The following is a 16,575-nucleotide window of genomic DNA, read 5'->3' as shown; positions in this document are numbered from 1 at the left end:
GGCCGGCATCGCGCCGGCCGACGGGCCCCTGCGTTTTCAGCAGACGGGCTCCGCCTCCCCGTCCGACTTCGCGCGGGCGAACTGCGTGCGGTGCAGCTCCTCGTAGCGTCCGCCCGCGGCCAGGAGTTCGCTGTGGGTGCCGCGTTCGACGACGCGGCCGTCCTCGACGACGAGGATGAGGTCGGCGGCCCGCACCGTGGACAGCCGGTGGGCGATCACCACGGCCGTGCGGCCCTCCAGGGCTTCGGCCAGCGCCTCCTGGACGGCGGCCTCGGAGGTCGAGTCGAGGTGGGCGGTCGCCTCGTCCAGGATGACGACGCGCTGGCGGGCCAGCAGCAGGCGGGCGATGGTCAGCCGCTGCCGCTCGCCGCCGGAGAGCCGGTAGCCGCGCTCGCCGACCACCGTGTCCAGCCCGTCGGGCAGGGCGGCCACCAGGCCGTCGAGCCGGGAGCGGCGCAGCGCGTCCCAGATCTCCTCCTCCGCGGCGTCCGGCCGGGCGATGAGGAGGTTGGCGCGGACCGTGTCGTGGAAGAGGTGCCCGTCCTGGGTGACCATGCCGAGGGTCTCCCGGATGGAGTCGGCGCTCAGGTCGCGCACGTCGACGCCGCCGAGGCGCACGGTCCCGGCGTCGGCGTCGTACAGCCGCGGCAGCAGCTGGGCGATGGTCGACTTCCCCGCGCCGGAGGAGCCCACGAGGGCGACCATGCGGCCGGGTTCGGCGCGGAAGGAGACGCCGTGCAGGACCTCGGCGCCGCCGCGGGTGTCCAGGCCGGCGACCTCCTCCAGGGAGGCGAGTGAGACCTTGTCGGCGGACGGGTAGCCGAACCGCACGCCGTCGAACTCGACGGAGACCGGCCCGTCCGGCACCCGCCGCGCGTCCGGCTTCTCGGCGATCAGCGGCTTCAGGTCGAGGACCTCGAAGACGCGCTCGAAGCTGACGAGGGCGCTCATCACCTCGACGCGGGCACCGGCCAGCGCGGTGAGCGGGGCGTAGAGGCGGGTGAGGAGGAGGGCGAGGGCGACGACGGCTCCCGGCTCCAGCCGGCCGTGCAGCGCGTAGAAGCCGCCGAGGCCGTAGACGAGGGCCAGCGCGAGCGCGGAGACGAGGGTGAGGGCGGTGATGAACGCCGACTGGGCCATGGCGGTGCGGACGCCGATGTCCCGTACCGCGCGGGCGCGGGCGGCGAACTCGGCGGACTCGTCCGCGGGCCGGCCGAACAGCTTGACGAGGGTCGCGCCCGGGGCGGAGAACCGCTCGGTCATCCGGCTGCTCATCGCGGCGTTGTGGGCGGCCGCCTCGCGCTGCAGCCCGGCCATGCGCGCGCCCATCCGGCGGGCGGGCACGACGAACACCGGAAGCAGGACGAGCGCGAGCAGCGTGATCTGCCAGGAGATGCTGAGCATCACGCCGAGCGTCAGGACGAGAGTGACGATGTTGGAGGCGACGCCGGACAGGGTGTTGCTGAAGGCCCGCTGGGCGCCGATCACGTCGTTGTTGAGGCGGCTGACGAGCGCGCCGGTGCGGGTGCGGGTGAAGAAGGCGACCGGCATCCGCTGGACGTGGTCGAAGACCGCGGTCCGCAGGTCGAGGATGAGCCCTTCGCCGAGGGTCGCCGACAGCCAGCGGGTGAGCAGCCCCAGGCCCGCCTCCGCCACGGCGAGCACGGCGATGAGCAGGGCGAGCCGGATGACGGTCCCGGTGTCGTCGCCGTGCACGATGGCGCCGACGACGCGGCCGGCCAGGATCGGCGTCGCCACCGCGAGCAGCGCCGTGACCACGCTCAGCAGCAGGAACTGCCCCAGCTTCCGCCGGTGCGGCCGCGCGAACGCCGCGATGCGGCGCAGGGTGGCCCGGGAGAGGGGCCTCCGGCCCTGTTCGGCGTTCATCGCGCTGTGCAGCGAGGTCCACGCCGTGACTTCCATGTCCATGGGGCTCTCCTCAGGAGGTGTCGGTACCCCCGCACGCTAGAACCTCAACCAAGCTTGAGATCAAGCGTAACTGCGGGCGCCCGGGGCTCCTGGAAGCACACGGCCCGACGACGGCCTAGGGTCCGAGCAGCTGCGTGCTCGCCAGGCCGCGGTAGAGCGCGTCGCCCTCCAGCAGCTCGGCGTGGGTGCCGACCGCTCGTACGCGTCCCGCTTCCATGACAACGATCCGGTCCGCCGTGGTCACGGTGGACAGCCGGTGGGCGACCACCAGGACGGTGGTGTGGCGGGCGGTGTCGGTGATGGTGTCGCGCAGCGCGGCCTCGTTGGCGGCGTCGAGCTGGGAGGTGGCCTCGTCCAGCAGGAGCAGGCCGGGGCGGCGGAGGAGCGCGCGGGCTATCGCCACGCGTTGCCGTTCCCCGCCGGAGAGGCGGCTGCCGCGGTGGCCGACGTCGGTGTCCAGACCGTCCGGCAGGCGGTCCGCGAGCAGGTCCAGGCGGGCCAGCCGCAGGACGCGGGCGAGCTCCCCGGCACCGGGGTCGGGGGTGCCCAGCGTCAGGTTGTCGCGCAGGGTGCCGGCGAGGACGGGGACGTCCTGCTCCACGTAGCCGATGGACGCACGGAGCCGGGCCAGCGGCCACTGCCGCACGTCCTCGCCGCCCAGGAGCACACGGCCGGAGTCCTGTTCGTAGAAGCGCTCGATCAGGGAGAAGAGCGTGGTCTTGCCCGCGCCGGACGGGCCGACGAACGCGGTCAGGCCGCGCGCGGGGACGGAGAAGGAGACCTGGTGGTGGACGCGGGGCAGTCCGGGGCGGTACGCGAAGCTCACCCGGTCGAACGACACGCTGAGGGGCGCCCGCGTGACGTCCTCCGGCTCGTCGTCCTCCTGCTCCTCCGTCTCCAGCTCTTCGGCCTGCGCGATGCGGACCGCCGCCGCGGCCCCCATCTGGACCTGGCGGACGCCTTCGACCAGTTGCCCGATGCGCGGGGCGAGGGCGAAGAGGTAGAGCAGGAAGGCGACGAGCGTGGAGACGTCCGTCGCGCCGGAGGCCACGCGCGCGCCGCCCACCCCGAGCACCACGAGGAAGCTGACCTGGACGACGACCGCCGACGTCGTCGCCGACACGGCCTCCCAGGCCGCGGCCCGTATCCCCGTGCGCCGGGCGCGTTCGGCCTCCCGGAGCAGCGCCGCCGCCTCGTGCCGCTCGGCGCCGGACGCCTTGACGGTGCGGAAGGCGCCCAGCACCCGCTCCAGCGCCGCCCCGATGCGCCCCACCGCCTCCTGGGTGCCGTGCGTGGCGCGGCCGATCCGCGGGGCCACGACCGCCACGACGACCCCGACGAAGGCGACCACGGCGAGGGTGACGCCCAGCAGGACGGCGTCGAGCAGCCCCATCATGACGACCGTCGCCGCGGTGACCAGGGTGCCGGTGACCGCCGCCGACACCGCCTGGGGCGCCGTCTGGCGCAGCAGCGTCGTGTCGGACGTCACGCGGGATATCAGGTCGCCCGGTTCGGAGCCCTCCACGACGGACACGCGCAGCCGCAGGAGACGGTCGGTCAGCCTGCGCCGGGCGGTGCAGACGAGGGATTCGGCCGACCACTGCAGCACGTAGTACCCGAGGCCGGCGAGGGCCGCTCCGGCCACGACCAGCAGGCTGAGCACGAGCACGGGGCCGGCGGCCGGCGCGCCGCGGCCCATGTCGTCCATCACGCGCTTGGCCGCCAGGGGCTGGGCCAGTCCCATGACGCTGCCGACGAGCCCGAGGGCGACGCCCGCGGCCATGCGCCACCGCTGCGGGCGCAGGTGGCCCAGCAGAGCCCGCTGCCCCCGCCACGGCCTGTCCGGGCCGCTCGAAGGCGTGCCGTCCGGCGCGGGGACGGGAGGGCCGGTCCGGGGCGTTTCCACGGAAGGCGGCGCGGTCATCGGCTCACTCCACGGTGAAGAAGCGCTGGAAGTAGTCGGCCGGGGCGCCTTCGCCGACGAGGACCCCTTCGGCCTCGACCCAAGCGTGCGCGGCGAACGGCGGGCGGTTGCGCACACCGACGCACCAGGTCGGCCAGTAGCCGTACCAGCGGCAGAGCAGCACGGTGGCCAGGGAGCGCGGCAGGCACCCCTTGTGGCCCCCGGCGGCGAGGCTCACGGCGAGGACCGTCCGCCGCGCCGTGCTCGCCTCGGCGAGCGTCGCGGGCCGGGCGCCGCGCCGCAGCCTGCGCAGGACGGCGCGGATCCGGGCGGGCGACTGGGTGGCCAGCAGGTGGGCGCAGCCCACGGCCAGCCGTGCCGCGCAGCGGCGGCCCAGGGGGATCGAGCGGGGGTGGTAGGGAATCGCTTCCGGTGTCGACATCGGCGGTGCCTCCAGATCGGCAGGGCGTCCTACGGGGTGAGCAGTCCTGCCGCGTTCAGCTCGCTGATGATGCGGCGGACGTCCTCCCCGGCGAGTGCGGCGTCGACACCGTCGAACCGTGCCGTGAGGAGCTCGGCCGCGCGCTCCGGGCCGTGTCCCTCCAGCACCGTCTGCAGGACGAGGGCGGCCGTCGGGTTGAGCGTCCAGTACTCAGCGCTCTCCTGGTCGAGCAGCGCCATGCCGTACTCGGTCTCGGTGATCAGGACGCCGGGCTTGAGTGCGGGCACGGGTTCACGCCTTTCGGTCGGCGGCGGGCAGGGGCGTCATCTCCCGCGAGCGAAGCCACACTTCGCAGGCGATGGTCGGGTGGAGCTGGTAGCTCTCGGTCTCCGCGGAGAGGGCGCGGCGGCACCAGTCGTGCAGCACCTTCCCGTCGGCCAGGCCGAGCCGCACCAGCCGCGAGTCCTCGCACAGGGCCAGCAGCGCCCGGCGGTTGCGGCGCAGCCCGGCCTCCTCCTCGAACGTCGCGTTGGCCTTGGTGCTGCGGGTGCGGCTGGCCTCGGGCACGACGCCGCGCATGGCTTCGACGATGAGCGGCTTGTACCGCCAGGGGGTGATGCGCTCCTCGGTGCGGACGGCGAGGGCCGCCTCGATGACGGGGGCGTCGTAGTAGGGCGCGGAGACCGCGATGCCCAGGGGCGCGGACATCTGCCCGATGTGGCGGACCCACTGGGAGATGCCGTCCATGGCGACCAGTTCGCGGTGTTCGCCGCGGTCCCGGCCCCGGGCCCCGGCGGGGGTCCGGCGGGTGCGGATCACTTCCCGTGCCGCGGCGACCGCGTCGGGCGTGGCCCACGGCGGCATCCGGGGCGGAACGGCCCAGTCGAGCAGCGGCTCCTCCACGGGGGCGGCCGGCCCGGTCAGGTCGCGGGCGAGGCGGTCGAGCCAGGCCTCGTAGGATCTGCGGTCCAGGAGCCGGCTCAGCACCGCCCGCCGGGACCAGCGGTATTTGGCGGCGTAGCCCCGTATCGCGTGCAGCGCGATGAAGGGGTGGGTGAGCATCAGCGTGTGCAGCCGGGCGGGCGTGCCGGCCAGGAGCTCGTCGCCGCCCAGGCCGGTGAAGTGGAGGCCGGATCCGCGGGCAGCGGCCATTTCGATGATGCCCATGCGGCGGTTGCGGTCGACCGTGATGATGCTGGGGGTGTCGAGGACGTCCCGGAGGGTGTCGATCCCGTCGAACGTCATCGCCACCTCGCGGGCGGGTACGACGTGGTGCTCCACGCTCCCCAGTGCCCGCACGGTGCGCTCGGCCCAGTACACGTCGTCGCCGGCCTCGTCGTGGATGGCGGCGGTGTAGGCGACGACCTTGGCGCCGCCGCGGGCCGCCGTGCAGCACACCGCCGTCGAATCCAGGCCGCCCAGGTCGGACGACACCAGGTCGCGCCCGCGGGTGCGCACGGCGACCGACTCGGCGAGGGCTTCCTTCAGACGGGCGGCGCCCGCGGCGAGCGGGACGACGGGGTCGGGCGGTGACCACCACCGGGTGGTGCGGGCCCGCCCGGCGGCGTCGAGCGTCAGGCGGTGGCCGCCGGGCACGGGGTGCACACCCCGCCACAGCGGATCGCCGTGCCATGGGTACGGCACGCCCGAGGCGAGCATTTCGAGGGCGATGCGGCGCTCGTCGAGGCCGGCGCCCACCAGTTCGGCGAGCACGTCGGCCCGGTCGGACGCCACGCTCACCGGTCCGCCGGGCGTCGTGGCCTCGGCGTGGAACACGCGGCGCAGGGTGACGACACCGCCCTGCACCCGGACCCGGCCGGGGCAGGAGGCGATCAGGTGGAAGCTGCCGGCCCGGCCGGCGAGGCGGTCCAGCTCCGGCGGAGAGGCGGTGCCGGCCGCAGCGGCGGCCGCCCGTTCGGCGTCGGCCGCCGGGACGGCGTGCTCCCCGATCACCACGACCCGCGCGTCGCGGTGCGCGCCCGTCACGGCCGTCTCCGGGTCCCAGCGGCCCACGATCCAGGGCCGTCCGGAGGCATGGAGCAGACGGCGGGTGGCGAAGGAGAGGGCCTTCGCGGCGGGGACGGCCGCCGCGGCGGTGTCCGGCAGGACGACGAACCAGGCGGGCACGGACTGGAGCGACAGGGACTGATCCATGGGGGCACGGCCTTCCGTCGGCGGGGTCCGGGACAGAAGAAGCGGGTGGCGGCCGGAGACCGCCACCCGCCCTCAGGTCAGAGGACCTGCTTGCCGCCCAGGACGTCCTTCGGGCCGTGGTCCTTGATGCCCGTCACCTTGCGGAAGCTGCCGGCCTTGGCGAGGGTGGGACGCTCGTACGTCATGACCATTCTCCTTCTTCATGGAACGGGATGATGGTGCGTACTACAGGCGCCTGTTGCGAACTCCACTGATTTCCGTAGGAAATCTGAGCGGTGGGGCCGCGGCACCCACCGTAAGTACGACAAGCACATCGCCACAACGCCTCCGGCGCGGCCATGGGGTTGCGCCGGGGGCGCTCCACTCCGCCCCGCACCCGGCGCACAACCCCTCACGCCACCTGCGAAAACGGAAAAACCCGTGAGAAGAATCGTTAATCTTTAGGGGGCGGATCACGCCCCCTGTGCCGGTTCCGCCCCGTGCCACACCGTCGTCACGTTGCAGAATTCCTTGATGCCGTGGCCCGAGAGCTCACGTCCGTATCCCGAACGCTTGACTCCGCCGAACGGCAATGCGGGATGCGAGGCGGTCATGCCGTTGAAGAAGACGCCACCGGCCTCGATGTCCCGTGCGAAACGCTCCTGTTCCGCCACGTCCGCGGTCCACACGTTCGAACTCAGCCCGAAAGGTGTGTCATTGGCCAGTTCGACGGCCTCGTCGACGTCTCCCACGCGGTAGACGGTCGCCACGGGGCCGAACGCCTCTTCGCGGTGGATGCGCATGTCGGGGGTGATGCCGGTGAGGACCGTCGGCTCGTAGAACCAGCCCTGCGGCAGGTCCTTCGGCCGCTGTCCCCCGCACAGGGCCGTCGCGCCCCGCCGCACGGCGTCGTCCACGAGCTCTTCGAGGTCGGCGCGGCCCTGTTCGCTGGCCAGGGGGCCGACGTCGGTGGTGTCGGCCATGGGGTCGCCGACGGTGAGCCCGGCCATCCGGGCGGTGAACCGTTCGACGAAGGCGTCGTGGACGTCCGCGTGGACGATGAAGCGCTTGGCGGCGATGCAGGACTGTCCGTTGTTCTGGACCCGGGCGGTGACCGCGGTCCGCACGGCGCGTTCGAGGTCGGCCGACGGCATCACCACGAACGGGTCGCTGCCGCCCAGTTCGAGGACGGTCTTCTTCACCTCGTCGCCGGCGATCGCGGCGACCGACCGGCCCGCGGGCTCGCTGCCGGTGAGGGTCGCCGCGGCGACCCTGGGGTCGCGGAGGATGCCCTCGACGGCCCGCGAGCCGACGAGGAGGGTCTGGAAGCAGCCCTCGGGGAAGCCGGCGCGGCGGAAGAGGTCGCCGAGGTAGAGCGCGGTCTGCGGCACGTTCGAGGCGTGCTTGAGCAGACCGGTGTTGCCCGCCATGAGGGCGGGGGCGGCGAAGCGGACCACCTGCCAGAGCGGGAAGTTCCACGGCATGACGGCCAGGACCACGCCCAGCGGCCGGTAGCGGACGCGGGCGAGCGCGGCCCCCGAGTCGGCGACCTCGGTCTGCGGCGGGTGCTCGTCGGCCAGCAGCTCCGCGGCGTGCGCGGCGTACCAGCGCATGGCCTTGACGCACTTGGCGGCCTCCGCGCGGGCGGCGGCCAGCGGTTTGCCCATCTCGGTGGTCATGGTCCGGGCGATGGACTCCTGGTCCTCCTCCAGGAGGTCCGCGGCCCGGTTCAGCAGACGGGCCCGCTCGGAGAGGTCCGTGGTGCGGTAGTCCCGGAACGCCGACGCGGCGGCGGCCAGGCGCCGCTCGATCTCCTCGGCTCCCAGTTCCTCGAACGTCCTGAGCGTCTCGCCGTTCGCGGGGTTCACCGTTGCGATGGGCATGGGGTGCCCTCCTCGTGTTCGATGCCTCGGGCTGTGTGCGCCTCTCGGGGACCGGCCCCGTCCGTCCTGTACCACGCCGCGCACGGGTCAACCCGGAGGCGGAAGCCTTTGACCCGTCCGGTGAGGGCCCGCTCAGTGGTACGGGGGCGCGCAGCGGTACGAGGACGCCCGGCGGTACGGGGCCGGCGGGTCTGCGGTGCGGGCCCGCGCCGGGGGCGGGGTCTCATCCCGTACGGCGGTCCGCGGCGTCGTCCGTGACGCGCGGCTGGCCGGGCAGCATCCGCAGCGCGTCCTGCACCGCGCCGCCCTGGACGGCGGCCTCCGCGGCGCTCCCGGCCTCGGGGTACGGGCACGGCAGCGCCCGCGTGCGGTACAGCCAGGCCACGGCGCCGCCCGAGACCAGCCCGAAGCACAGGCAGGACACCCACGGCAGCCAGGCCCGCCCGGTGCGCTCGCCGACATCCATCACCCAGCCGATCACGGCGTTCCCGCCGGCCGCCGTCGCCCCGGACAGCACGTAGAACAGACCGAAATACGTACCGGTCAGCCGCTCGCGGCCGAACCGCGGGATCAGTCCCAGGACCGGCGGGTAGGCGACCATGCCGCCGAAGTACAGCAGCAGCGAGGCGGAGATCATGACGAGGAGCCGCGGCACCACGTCCCCGGCGCCCCTCGGCGGAGACGCGTCGCACACGAGCAGCGGCGGCACGAAGCCGAGCCCTATGACGGCGATGCCGGCCCCCACCCAGCGCATGCCGCCCCCGCGCTGCTCCAGGCTCCGGGTGATCCGGAACTGGAACAGCAGGTTGGCGACCGCCCCCGCGCTCAGCAGCACGGCCTCGGCCCCGCCCCAGCCCGACACGCGCTGCGCGCCGTGGGGCAGCAGCATGTACAGCTGGTTCTCCATGATGAACATGCCGGTGGTGGCGAAGGCGAAGCACAGGAAGCGGCGGTTGCCGAGCACCTCCCGCAGCTCCCGCACGATGGGGTCGTGGCCGGCGGAGACCTCGCGCGCCGGGAGCACGAACGCCTGGGCGACGGTCAGTGCCGCGAAGAGCCCGGCCGCGGTGAGGGCACAGATCCGGAAGTCGGTCAGGTACAGCACGCTGCCGGCGAGCAGCCCGACGAGCGAGCCGATCGTGGCGAAGACGTTGAGCAGGGCGAACGCCTCGGCCTTGCGCTCGCCCGACTCGTGCGAGACGTAGGAGCGCACGGCCGGGTAGAAGAGCGCGGCGGCGAGTCCGCTGATTCCGGAGGCGGCGAGCAGCAGGGGCAGCGAGTGACCGAACGAGAAGAGCGTGAAGCCCACGGTCCGCAGGGCGCACCCGGCGATGATGACGACGCGGGGACCGAGCCGGTCGGCCGCCGTGCCGCCGATGATGTACATGCCCTGCTGGCTGAGGTTACGGACCCCGAGGACCAGCCCCACGACGGCCGCCGACATTCCGAGATCATGCCCGATATAGGTCGCCAGAAAGGGAATCAGCAGATAGAAACCGGCATCGATGCCGCACTGGTTGATGAATAGCAATCGCAATGCGAGAGGGCACTCGCGGACCGCCCGAAGAGTTCTCATGCGCGTCCCTGCAGTCAGCCCGAGCGAGGGGACAACTCGGGCCCCGGCCCCGGTCAGGGGCCAGGGTTCCCCGGCGATCGGGTCGACTCCGCCCGGCAGTCACCGGCCGCGCCCGGAAGGGTACTCAGCGGATACGTTAGCAAAGCCGACCTCTTATCAACAGGGTGAGATTCCGGGCATCGGCGGCTCCCGGAGTAAACCGGCACAAGGGAATTGCGCCCGGTTCTCTCTTCGAGAGCTGGAACTCTCGTGCCCCGTTATTGCGTTCACGGGGCGGCGCGGTGCGCGAGGGGTGGAGGTGCGGTTCGGTGCGGTGCGATGAACGCCGCCGCCGGGTCACCCGGGATGCGGCTCCGGCGGGCCGTTCGGCGTTCCCCCGGAAGGGTGAAAACCGCGACTGAATTCCCGTCAGCAGAACACGGTTTCTCCGCCGAATCCATTCTTCAGACCACAGCCCGCCCGAAGATGCCGAAAGCCGCACGGGCCGCGGGCGACTTCGCGACGATGGCCGTATGAACGACCGGAACTTCTTGGAGCGCACCAAGCAGTTCGCGCTCTACCTGGCCGAGCTCCAGACCGTCCTCGACCCGGAGTCCTACGCCCTGCTCCTGCGGATCCTGAAGGGCTTCAACGAGGCGATCGTGCACCGGGAGAACGGGGTCGACATCCCCTTCTCCCCGCGCGAGAAGGAGCTGCTCACCCCCGAGTTCGCCCGGGTGCTCGCGAGACTCGCCGGATATCTCGGACCGCACGGCATGCAGGTCGTCGTCGGCACCCACGGCGCTCCCCCGCCGCCCCCCGAGCACGACCGGAGCGAGGTCGACGCCATCGCCCGCGCGAGCGGCATGACCCCGTAGCGGCCCCGCACATCGTCTACAGTCGCGACCGCTCCCCCGAAGTCCCCGCAGTCCCCCGCGTCCGCCGTCGCATCAGGGAGGCCACGCCCCGTGCCCGCTCAGTCCGCCGCCGCCCTGGCCGTCAATCCGCTCGACGCCTCCTCGCTGCTGTCCGCCTTCGGCGCACTCGGCATCGCCGTGGTGATGTTCGCCGAGACCGGCCTGCTGATCGGCTTCTTCCTGCCCGGGGACTCCCTGCTGTTCACCGCCGGCCTGCTGGCCCGCAGCGGGGCCCACTCCGGACCGCACCTGGACCTCGTGCAGGTGCTGGCCGCGTCCGTGGCCGGCGCCCTGGCCGGCGCCCAGGTCGGCTACGCCCTCGGGCGGCGCGGCGGGCGGGCGCTCCTCACCCGCTCCCGCAGCCGCAAGCTGCACGAGGGCGCCGAGCGCGCCGAGGAGCTGCTCGGCCGCTACGGGCACGCCCGCGCCATCGTGCTGGCCCGCTTCGTCCCCGTGGTGCGCACCGTCCTCAACCCCCTCGCCGGGGCCCTGGGCGTCGCACCGCGCACCTTCGCGCTCTGGCAGGTGGCCGGCGGCCTGGTGTGGACGGCGGGCCTCGTCCTCGCCGGCTACGGACTCGGCTCGGCCGTGCCGAACGTGGACCACTACCTGCTGCCCGTCGTCGGCGCCGTCGTCGCCCTGTCCCTGCTGCCCGTCGCCCTCGAGCTGCTGCGCGGCCGCAGGCGCCGCGCCTCCGTCACGCCGGAGCCGCGTCCCGGGGAGCCCCGTTCTCCGGAAGCCCTTTCTCCGGAGGGCCGTCCTGCTCCCGCGCCCAGCGCCGGGCAAGAGCCGTGAAGGCCCGCGCCGCCGCGCTCTGGTAGGCGGCCTCGCGGCGCAGCAGCGTGACGGTGCGCGCGGGCAGCGGCGGATCGACCGGTACGGGGTGCAGGTGCGCGGGCCCGCGGGTGATGGCGTCGGGCAGCACGGTGGCGAGCGCGCTCCTGCCGACGATCTCGGTGAGCGCGTTGATGGAGTTGGCCTCGACGGCGATGCGCGGCGTGACACCGTGCCCGGCGAGGTAGGCGTCGATGTGGCGGCGCGTCGCGAAGTCGCCGCTGAGCAGGGCGAGCGGGTGGCCCGCCAGTTCGCCGGCCGGCAGCGCGGTGCCGCGGCCCGCGCAGACGTGGCCGGGCCCGACGACCAGGCCGAGCGTCTCGGTGAACAGGTCGGTGCCGGCCACCCCCGGCAGATGCGTGCCGCTGAAGGCGATGCCCAGGTCGAGTTCGTCGGCCAGGAGGGCGGATTCGATGCGGTCCTGCGGCAGCTCGCGCAGGTCCAGGGTGACCCCGGCGTGCCGGGCGTGGAAGTCCGCCACGAGCGGCCCGATCAGGTACGCGGTGAACGTCGGGGTCACGGCCAGCCGCAGGGTCCCGCGCGAGAGGTCCTGCACGTCCAGCACGGCGCGCTCCCCCGCCGCGAGGTCCTGCAGCGCGCGCCGGGCGTAGCACGTGTACACCTCGCCCGCGTCGGTGAGGCGCACGGTGCGCCCGGAGCGGTCGAGCAACTGGACCCGCAGGGACCGCTCCAGCTGCTTGATCTGCTGGGACAGCGTCGGCTGGGAGATGTGCAGGGCCTCCGCGGCGCGGGTGAAGTTCGCGTGCTCGGCGACGGCGAGCAGATAGCGGAGGTGGCGCAGTTCCATGCGCGCCACTATAAGCAGCCATAGACCGTGTCGATGGCTGCCCCGGGATGCGCCTGCAGCCGCCTATGTACGGAGCCGGTCACCTTGCCGGACGTACAGGGCTGGTCGCCCAGCCGGACGTACGGGGCCGGTCAGCTTTGCCCGATGCCCTCGAACCAGGTGGTGCCGCCCTCCACGGCGTGCTTGATGCGCCGGACCGCGAACTCCTGCAGGGGCGGCAGGGCGTCCGGCTCGAACCAGCCGACCTCAAGGGACTCGTCGTCATTGACGCATGCCTCGCCACCCACGGCCCGGCACAGGAAGCAGATGTCCATGTACTGGCACTTGTCACCGTTGGGATAGGTGACGGGAGAGAGCGCCTCGACCACCAGGACGCGCTCCGCCACGCAGTGGACGGCGGTCTCCTCGTACACCTCGCGCACGATGGCGGAGGCGGGCTGCTCGCCGGGGTCGGGGATGCCGCCGATGATCGCCCACTCGCCGCTGTCCGAGCGGCGGCCGAGCAGCACGCGGCCCTCGGGGTCGAGGACGACGGCGCTCACGCCGGGGATCCACAGGAGCTGGTTGCCCGCGGTCGCGCGGAGGTCTCGGATGAAATCGGGGGTGGGCATGGGCAGGAGCCTAGTGGTCCAAGAAGGCTTGACGTTCACCCAGGTGGCGGCAGGGGCGGCGGAAAAGGCCCAGGTCAGGCCGGGGCCTTTCGGCCGGGGGCGAGGCGCAGGGCCCGACGGATCACCCGTACGGCGGACTCCGCGTCGTCGACGGTGACCGTGAACGTACGGCCGTCGCCGAGGCGGAGCACGAAGCCCTCGCCGCGGCGCACGACGACGGCGGTGCCCTTCTCCGGCCGCCACCGGTAGCCCCAGCCGCCCCACTGGCGCGGCGTGACGCGCGGGGCGAAGTCCGCATCGACCACGTGGGACAGCGGGATGCGGGTGCGCGGCACGCCGATGTGCCCGCAGCGCACCTCCAGCGCCTCCATGTCGACCCGTACGGCCACATGGACGAACGCGAGGGTGCCGTAGAGCATCAGCAGCCCGGCCGCGACGCAGCCGACGACCGCCATGACGAGAGGGGCCAGACCTGAGGTCCATGCGCTGTCGACGGCCAGTTCGACGCCGAGTGCGAGGCAGGCGGCGCCGGCCGCGGCAAGCAGCCACTGGACGCGGTTGGTCGCGCGACCGGTCCAGACGGCGAGATCCGCGGCGCCGTCGGCCGGGGAAGGGGGTCCGGCCGCGCCCGTGTTCTCGTCGCCCTCGTGGCCCTGCGGGCCCTTGGAATGGTCCCTCATACCAGGCAGCCTACTCACCTTCCGCCACCACGGCAGGGGTGATGCACGGACCGCACCGGATCGGGTGGCCGGAAGGGACCGGCGGCCCGCTCAGGGGCGTACGGCGGCGGCCTCGACGAGGGAACGGCCCTCGGGGTAGGTCAGGGAGGCCGGGTCGATGCTGCCCTCGCGGCCGCTGAGCAGCACCGTCAGGCGCCCGGACGGCGTGGCGTCGGGGGCGGGCGCGGCACCGATGCGGCGCAGCGTCTGGGCGGCGACGGCGTCCGCCGAGCCGTACAGGGTCAGGCGCGGGACCGCAGGCGACAGCAGGGGCTGAACCGCCGCGCGGATACGCTCCGCGACGAGCTCGTAATGGGTGCAGCCCAGGACGACGCTCCTTACATTGCGGGGCGTGAGGGCGGCCGCGGCGGCGACCGCGGCGTCCACGGCCGCGGAGTCGGCGTACTGGACGGCATCCGCGAGGCCGGGGCAGGGCACCTCCGTGACCTCGACGCCGGCCGCGAAGTCCCGGATCAGACCGCGCTGGTACGGGCTGCCGGTGGTGCCCGGGGTCGCCCAGATGGCGACGGGGCCGCCGGCGGCCGCGGCGGGCTTGATCGCGGGCACGGTGCCGATCACCGGGATCGCCGGCTCTAGCTCCGCCCTTATCGCCGCGAGCGCGTGCACGGACGCCGTGTTGCAGGCGACGATCAGCGCGTCGGGAGCGAGGGCGGCGGCGGACCGGGCGCACTGCAGGGCGTGCGCGATGATGTCCTCGGGCGTACGAGGGCCCCACGGCATGCCGTCGGGGTCGGAGGAGAGGACCAGATCGGCGTCCGGTCGCAGCCGGTGCACGGCGGCGGCCGCCGCGAGCAGCCCGTTGCCGGAGTCCATGAGCGCGATCTTCACCCGGTCACTCTAATGGATGGGCGCAAACGGCGGCCCCGGCGGGCGGGCGCGTTCGCTCCGCATCCTGCGAAGACCCCCGGTCGGCCGCCCTCCGTGCGGCAGACTGCCACGGGTGAGCGCGCTGACTTGGATCACTGTGGGTTCCCTGGCCGCGTGGCTGTGGCTGCTGCTGGGCCAGGGCTTCTTCTGGCGTACGGACGTACGGCTGCCCGAGCGCAGGCCACCCGCGGCCTGGCCGCCCGTGGCGGTCGTCGTACCCGCCCGCGACGAGGCGGAGGTGCTGCCGTCGAGCCTGCCGTCCCTGCTCGCCCAGGACTATCCGGGGAAGGCCGAGGTCTTCCTCGTGGACGACGGCAGCTCCGACGGCACCGGGGAGCTGGCCCGGGCCCTGGCGGCCGAGCGCGGCGGGCTGCCGCTGACCGTCGCCTCCCCGGGCGAGCCCGGGCCCGGCTGGACGGGCAAGCTGTGGGCCGTGCGGCACGGCATGGCGCTCGCCCGGGAGCGCACCGACGCCACGTACCTGCTGCTCACCGACGCCGACATCGCCCACGAGCCGGACAGCCTGCGCGAGCTCGTCGCGGCGGCGGAGTCGGGCGGTCTGGACCTCGTGTCGCAGATGGCCCGGCTGCGCGTGGCGACCGTGTGGGAGCGGCTGATCGTCCCCGCCTTCGTCTACTTCTTCGCGCAGCTCTACCCCTTCCGCCGGATCAACCGGCCGGGCGCGCGGACCACCGCCGCCGCGGGCGGCTGCGTCCTCCTGCGGAGCGACACCGCCGAGCGGGCCGGCGTCCCGGACAGCATCCGGCAGGCCGTGATCGACGACGTGACGCTCTCCCGGGCCGTGCGCCGCGCGGGCGGCCGGATCTGGCTGGGCCTCGCGGACCGGGTGGACAGCGTACGGCCCTACCCGGGCCTGGGGATGCTGTGGCGGATGGTCTCGCGCAGCGCGTACGCCCAGCTCCGCCACAACCCGCTGCTTCTGGCCGGGACCGTCGCCGGGCTGGCGGTGGTCTACCTGGCACCGCCGGTCGCCGTGGTGGCGGGCGCCCTGACCGGCGGGACCGCGGCCCTCGCCGCCGGAGCCGCCGCCTGGGCGATCATGGCCGGGACGTACGTGCCGATGCTGCGCTACTACCGGCAGCCGCTCCTCCTGGCGCCGCTGCTGCCGTTCACGGCCCTGCTCTACCTGCTGATGACCGTGGACTCCGCGGTCCAGCACTACCGGGGCCGGGGCGCGGCCTGGAAGGGACGGACGTACGCCCGCCCCGAGGCCGCGCCCTGAGCGGCCCGGCCGGTCACTTGCGGCCCGGCGTCCAGTTCATGCCCCAGCCGTACGCGCGGTCGAGGGTGCGCTGCGGACTGACGCCGCGGTCGGGCACGAGGTAGCGGGCCTCGCGCTGGACGACGAGGTCGCCGCCGTTGTTGGTGATCAGGGCCAGCGCGCAGACGTTGGAGAGCACGGTGCACTCGTCGAGCGCGAAGTCGACGGGCGCGCCGTGCTGCGGCTGCAGCGTGACCGTGGCGTGCAGGCCGCTGAAGCTCCGGGCGCCCTCGTAGATCGTCACGAAGACGAGGATGCGCCGGAAGTCATTGATGTGGTCCAGGTTGACCGTGAGGTTCTCGCCCGCGGCCACCGCGCCGGTGCGGTCGTCGCCGTCGAGCTGGATGAACGGCGGCCGGTGCAGGGAGCCGAAGGAGTTGCCCAGCGCCTGCACCACGCCCTTGGTCCCGTCGCGCAGCTCGAAGAGGCAGCCGAGGTCGAGGTCCAGGTCGGAGTGCATGGCCATGGCCTTGCCGAACTTGTGGCCCCAGCCCTTGAAGGACTTGCGCACCTCCCAGTTGAGGTTGACGCGCAGCGCCCCGGACGTGCCGCCCTGCTTGGTGAGGGAGACGGTGGGCGCCTCCTTGGTGAGCGTGACCTTCGTCAGGCGCACGGGCCGGGGCGCGGGCGGCGCGGCGGGCGGGGGCGGGGCGACCGGCGGCACCGGCGGC

Annotated in this window: 16 protein-coding genes; 3 read left to right on the top strand and 13 right to left on the bottom strand. The window is 73.6% G+C overall.

The annotated features are described in order from the left end of the window. Positions 1–36: 36 nt before the first annotated feature. From B7P34_RS30675 to B7P34_RS30640, 8 genes are all read right to left on the bottom strand, one after another. Positions 37–1,929 carry an ABC transporter ATP-binding protein gene (locus B7P34_RS30675; RefSeq protein WP_106681459.1) on the bottom strand — a complete coding sequence of 631 codons (1,893 nt, stop codon included), beginning with the start codon at positions 1,927–1,929 and terminating at the stop codon, positions 37–39. Between the two features lie 115 nt (positions 1,930–2,044). Further along, positions 2,045–3,853 carry an ABC transporter ATP-binding protein gene (locus B7P34_RS30670; RefSeq protein WP_106681458.1) on the bottom strand — a complete coding sequence of 603 codons (1,809 nt, stop codon included), beginning with the start codon at positions 3,851–3,853 and terminating at the stop codon, positions 2,045–2,047. A 4-nt stretch (positions 3,854–3,857) separates the two neighbouring features. Beyond that, entirely contained in the window at positions 3,858–4,274 is a 417-nt protein-coding gene (locus tag B7P34_RS30665) for a lasso peptide biosynthesis B2 protein (RefSeq protein WP_106681457.1), read from the bottom strand. A 29-nt stretch (positions 4,275–4,303) separates the two neighbouring features. Then, on the bottom strand, positions 4,304–4,561 hold the full coding sequence (locus B7P34_RS30660) for a lasso peptide biosynthesis PqqD family chaperone (RefSeq protein ID WP_106681456.1): 258 nt from the start codon (positions 4,559–4,561) through the stop codon (positions 4,304–4,306). Positions 4,562–4,565: 4 nt separating this feature from the next. Then, a complete protein-coding gene (locus B7P34_RS30655) occupies positions 4,566–6,428 on the bottom strand; it encodes a lasso peptide isopeptide bond-forming cyclase (RefSeq protein ID WP_106681455.1) in 1,863 nt (620 codons plus the stop codon). Between the two features lie 77 nt (positions 6,429–6,505). Beyond that, on the bottom strand, positions 6,506–6,613 hold the full coding sequence (locus tag B7P34_RS30650; RefSeq protein WP_189383189.1) for a keywimysin-related RiPP: 108 nt from the start codon (positions 6,611–6,613) through the stop codon (positions 6,506–6,508). A gap of 267 nt (positions 6,614–6,880) precedes the next feature. Next, the gene (locus B7P34_RS30645) at positions 6,881–8,290 is read right to left on the bottom strand and encodes an NADP-dependent succinic semialdehyde dehydrogenase (RefSeq protein WP_106681453.1); all 1,410 of its coding nucleotides are present in this window, start codon (positions 8,288–8,290) and stop codon (positions 6,881–6,883) included. Positions 8,291–8,513: 223 nt separating this feature from the next. Next, a complete protein-coding gene (locus B7P34_RS30640) occupies positions 8,514–9,866 on the bottom strand; it encodes an MFS transporter (protein ID WP_106681452.1) in 1,353 nt (450 codons plus the stop codon). 512 nt (positions 9,867–10,378) lie between these two features. Here B7P34_RS30640 and B7P34_RS30635 point away from each other — a divergent pair. After that, positions 10,379–10,723, top strand: a complete 345-nt coding sequence (locus tag B7P34_RS30635; protein WP_106681451.1) for a hypothetical protein — start codon at positions 10,379–10,381, stop codon at positions 10,721–10,723. 90 nt (positions 10,724–10,813) lie between these two features. Then, a complete protein-coding gene (locus B7P34_RS30630) occupies positions 10,814–11,557 on the top strand; it encodes a DedA family protein (RefSeq protein WP_106681450.1) in 744 nt (247 codons plus the stop codon). Here the strand turns inward: B7P34_RS30630 and cynR are convergent. From cynR to B7P34_RS30610, 4 genes are all read right to left on the bottom strand, one after another. Next, the gene (gene cynR, locus B7P34_RS30625) at positions 11,460–12,404 is read right to left on the bottom strand and encodes a transcriptional regulator CynR (RefSeq protein ID WP_106681449.1); all 945 of its coding nucleotides are present in this window, start codon (positions 12,402–12,404) and stop codon (positions 11,460–11,462) included. The genes B7P34_RS30630 and cynR overlap by 98 nt on opposite strands. Positions 12,405–12,535: 131 nt before the next feature. Continuing rightward, positions 12,536–13,015 carry an NUDIX hydrolase gene (locus tag B7P34_RS30620; RefSeq protein WP_106681448.1) on the bottom strand — a complete coding sequence of 160 codons (480 nt, stop codon included), beginning with the start codon at positions 13,013–13,015 and terminating at the stop codon, positions 12,536–12,538. 74 nt (positions 13,016–13,089) lie between these two features. Then, entirely contained in the window at positions 13,090–13,695 is a 606-nt protein-coding gene (locus B7P34_RS30615; RefSeq protein ID WP_106681447.1) for a hypothetical protein, read from the bottom strand. 90 nt (positions 13,696–13,785) lie between these two features. Then, positions 13,786–14,583 (bottom strand): glutamate racemase, encoded by a 798-nt coding sequence (locus B7P34_RS30610; protein ID WP_106681446.1) that lies wholly within the window; start codon positions 14,581–14,583, stop codon positions 13,786–13,788. A gap of 112 nt (positions 14,584–14,695) precedes the next feature. Between B7P34_RS30610 and B7P34_RS30605 the strand changes: the two genes are divergently transcribed. Then, positions 14,696–15,865: a glycosyltransferase gene (locus B7P34_RS30605; RefSeq protein WP_106681445.1), complete on the top strand. Its 1,170-nt coding sequence runs from the start codon at positions 14,696–14,698 to the stop codon at positions 15,863–15,865. 13 nt (positions 15,866–15,878) lie between these two features. Here the strand turns inward: B7P34_RS30605 and B7P34_RS30600 are convergent. Beyond that, on the bottom strand, positions 15,879–16,575 hold a 697-nt coding region (locus tag B7P34_RS30600; RefSeq protein ID WP_435693989.1), incomplete at its 5' end, for a TerD family protein.

Source organism: Streptosporangium nondiastaticum, assembly GCF_003011965.1.
GTDB classification, from domain to species: Bacteria; Actinomycetota; Actinomycetes; order Streptomycetales; family Streptomycetaceae; genus Streptomyces; species Streptomyces nondiastaticus.
This window is presented reverse-complemented; position numbering and strand designations above follow the sequence as displayed.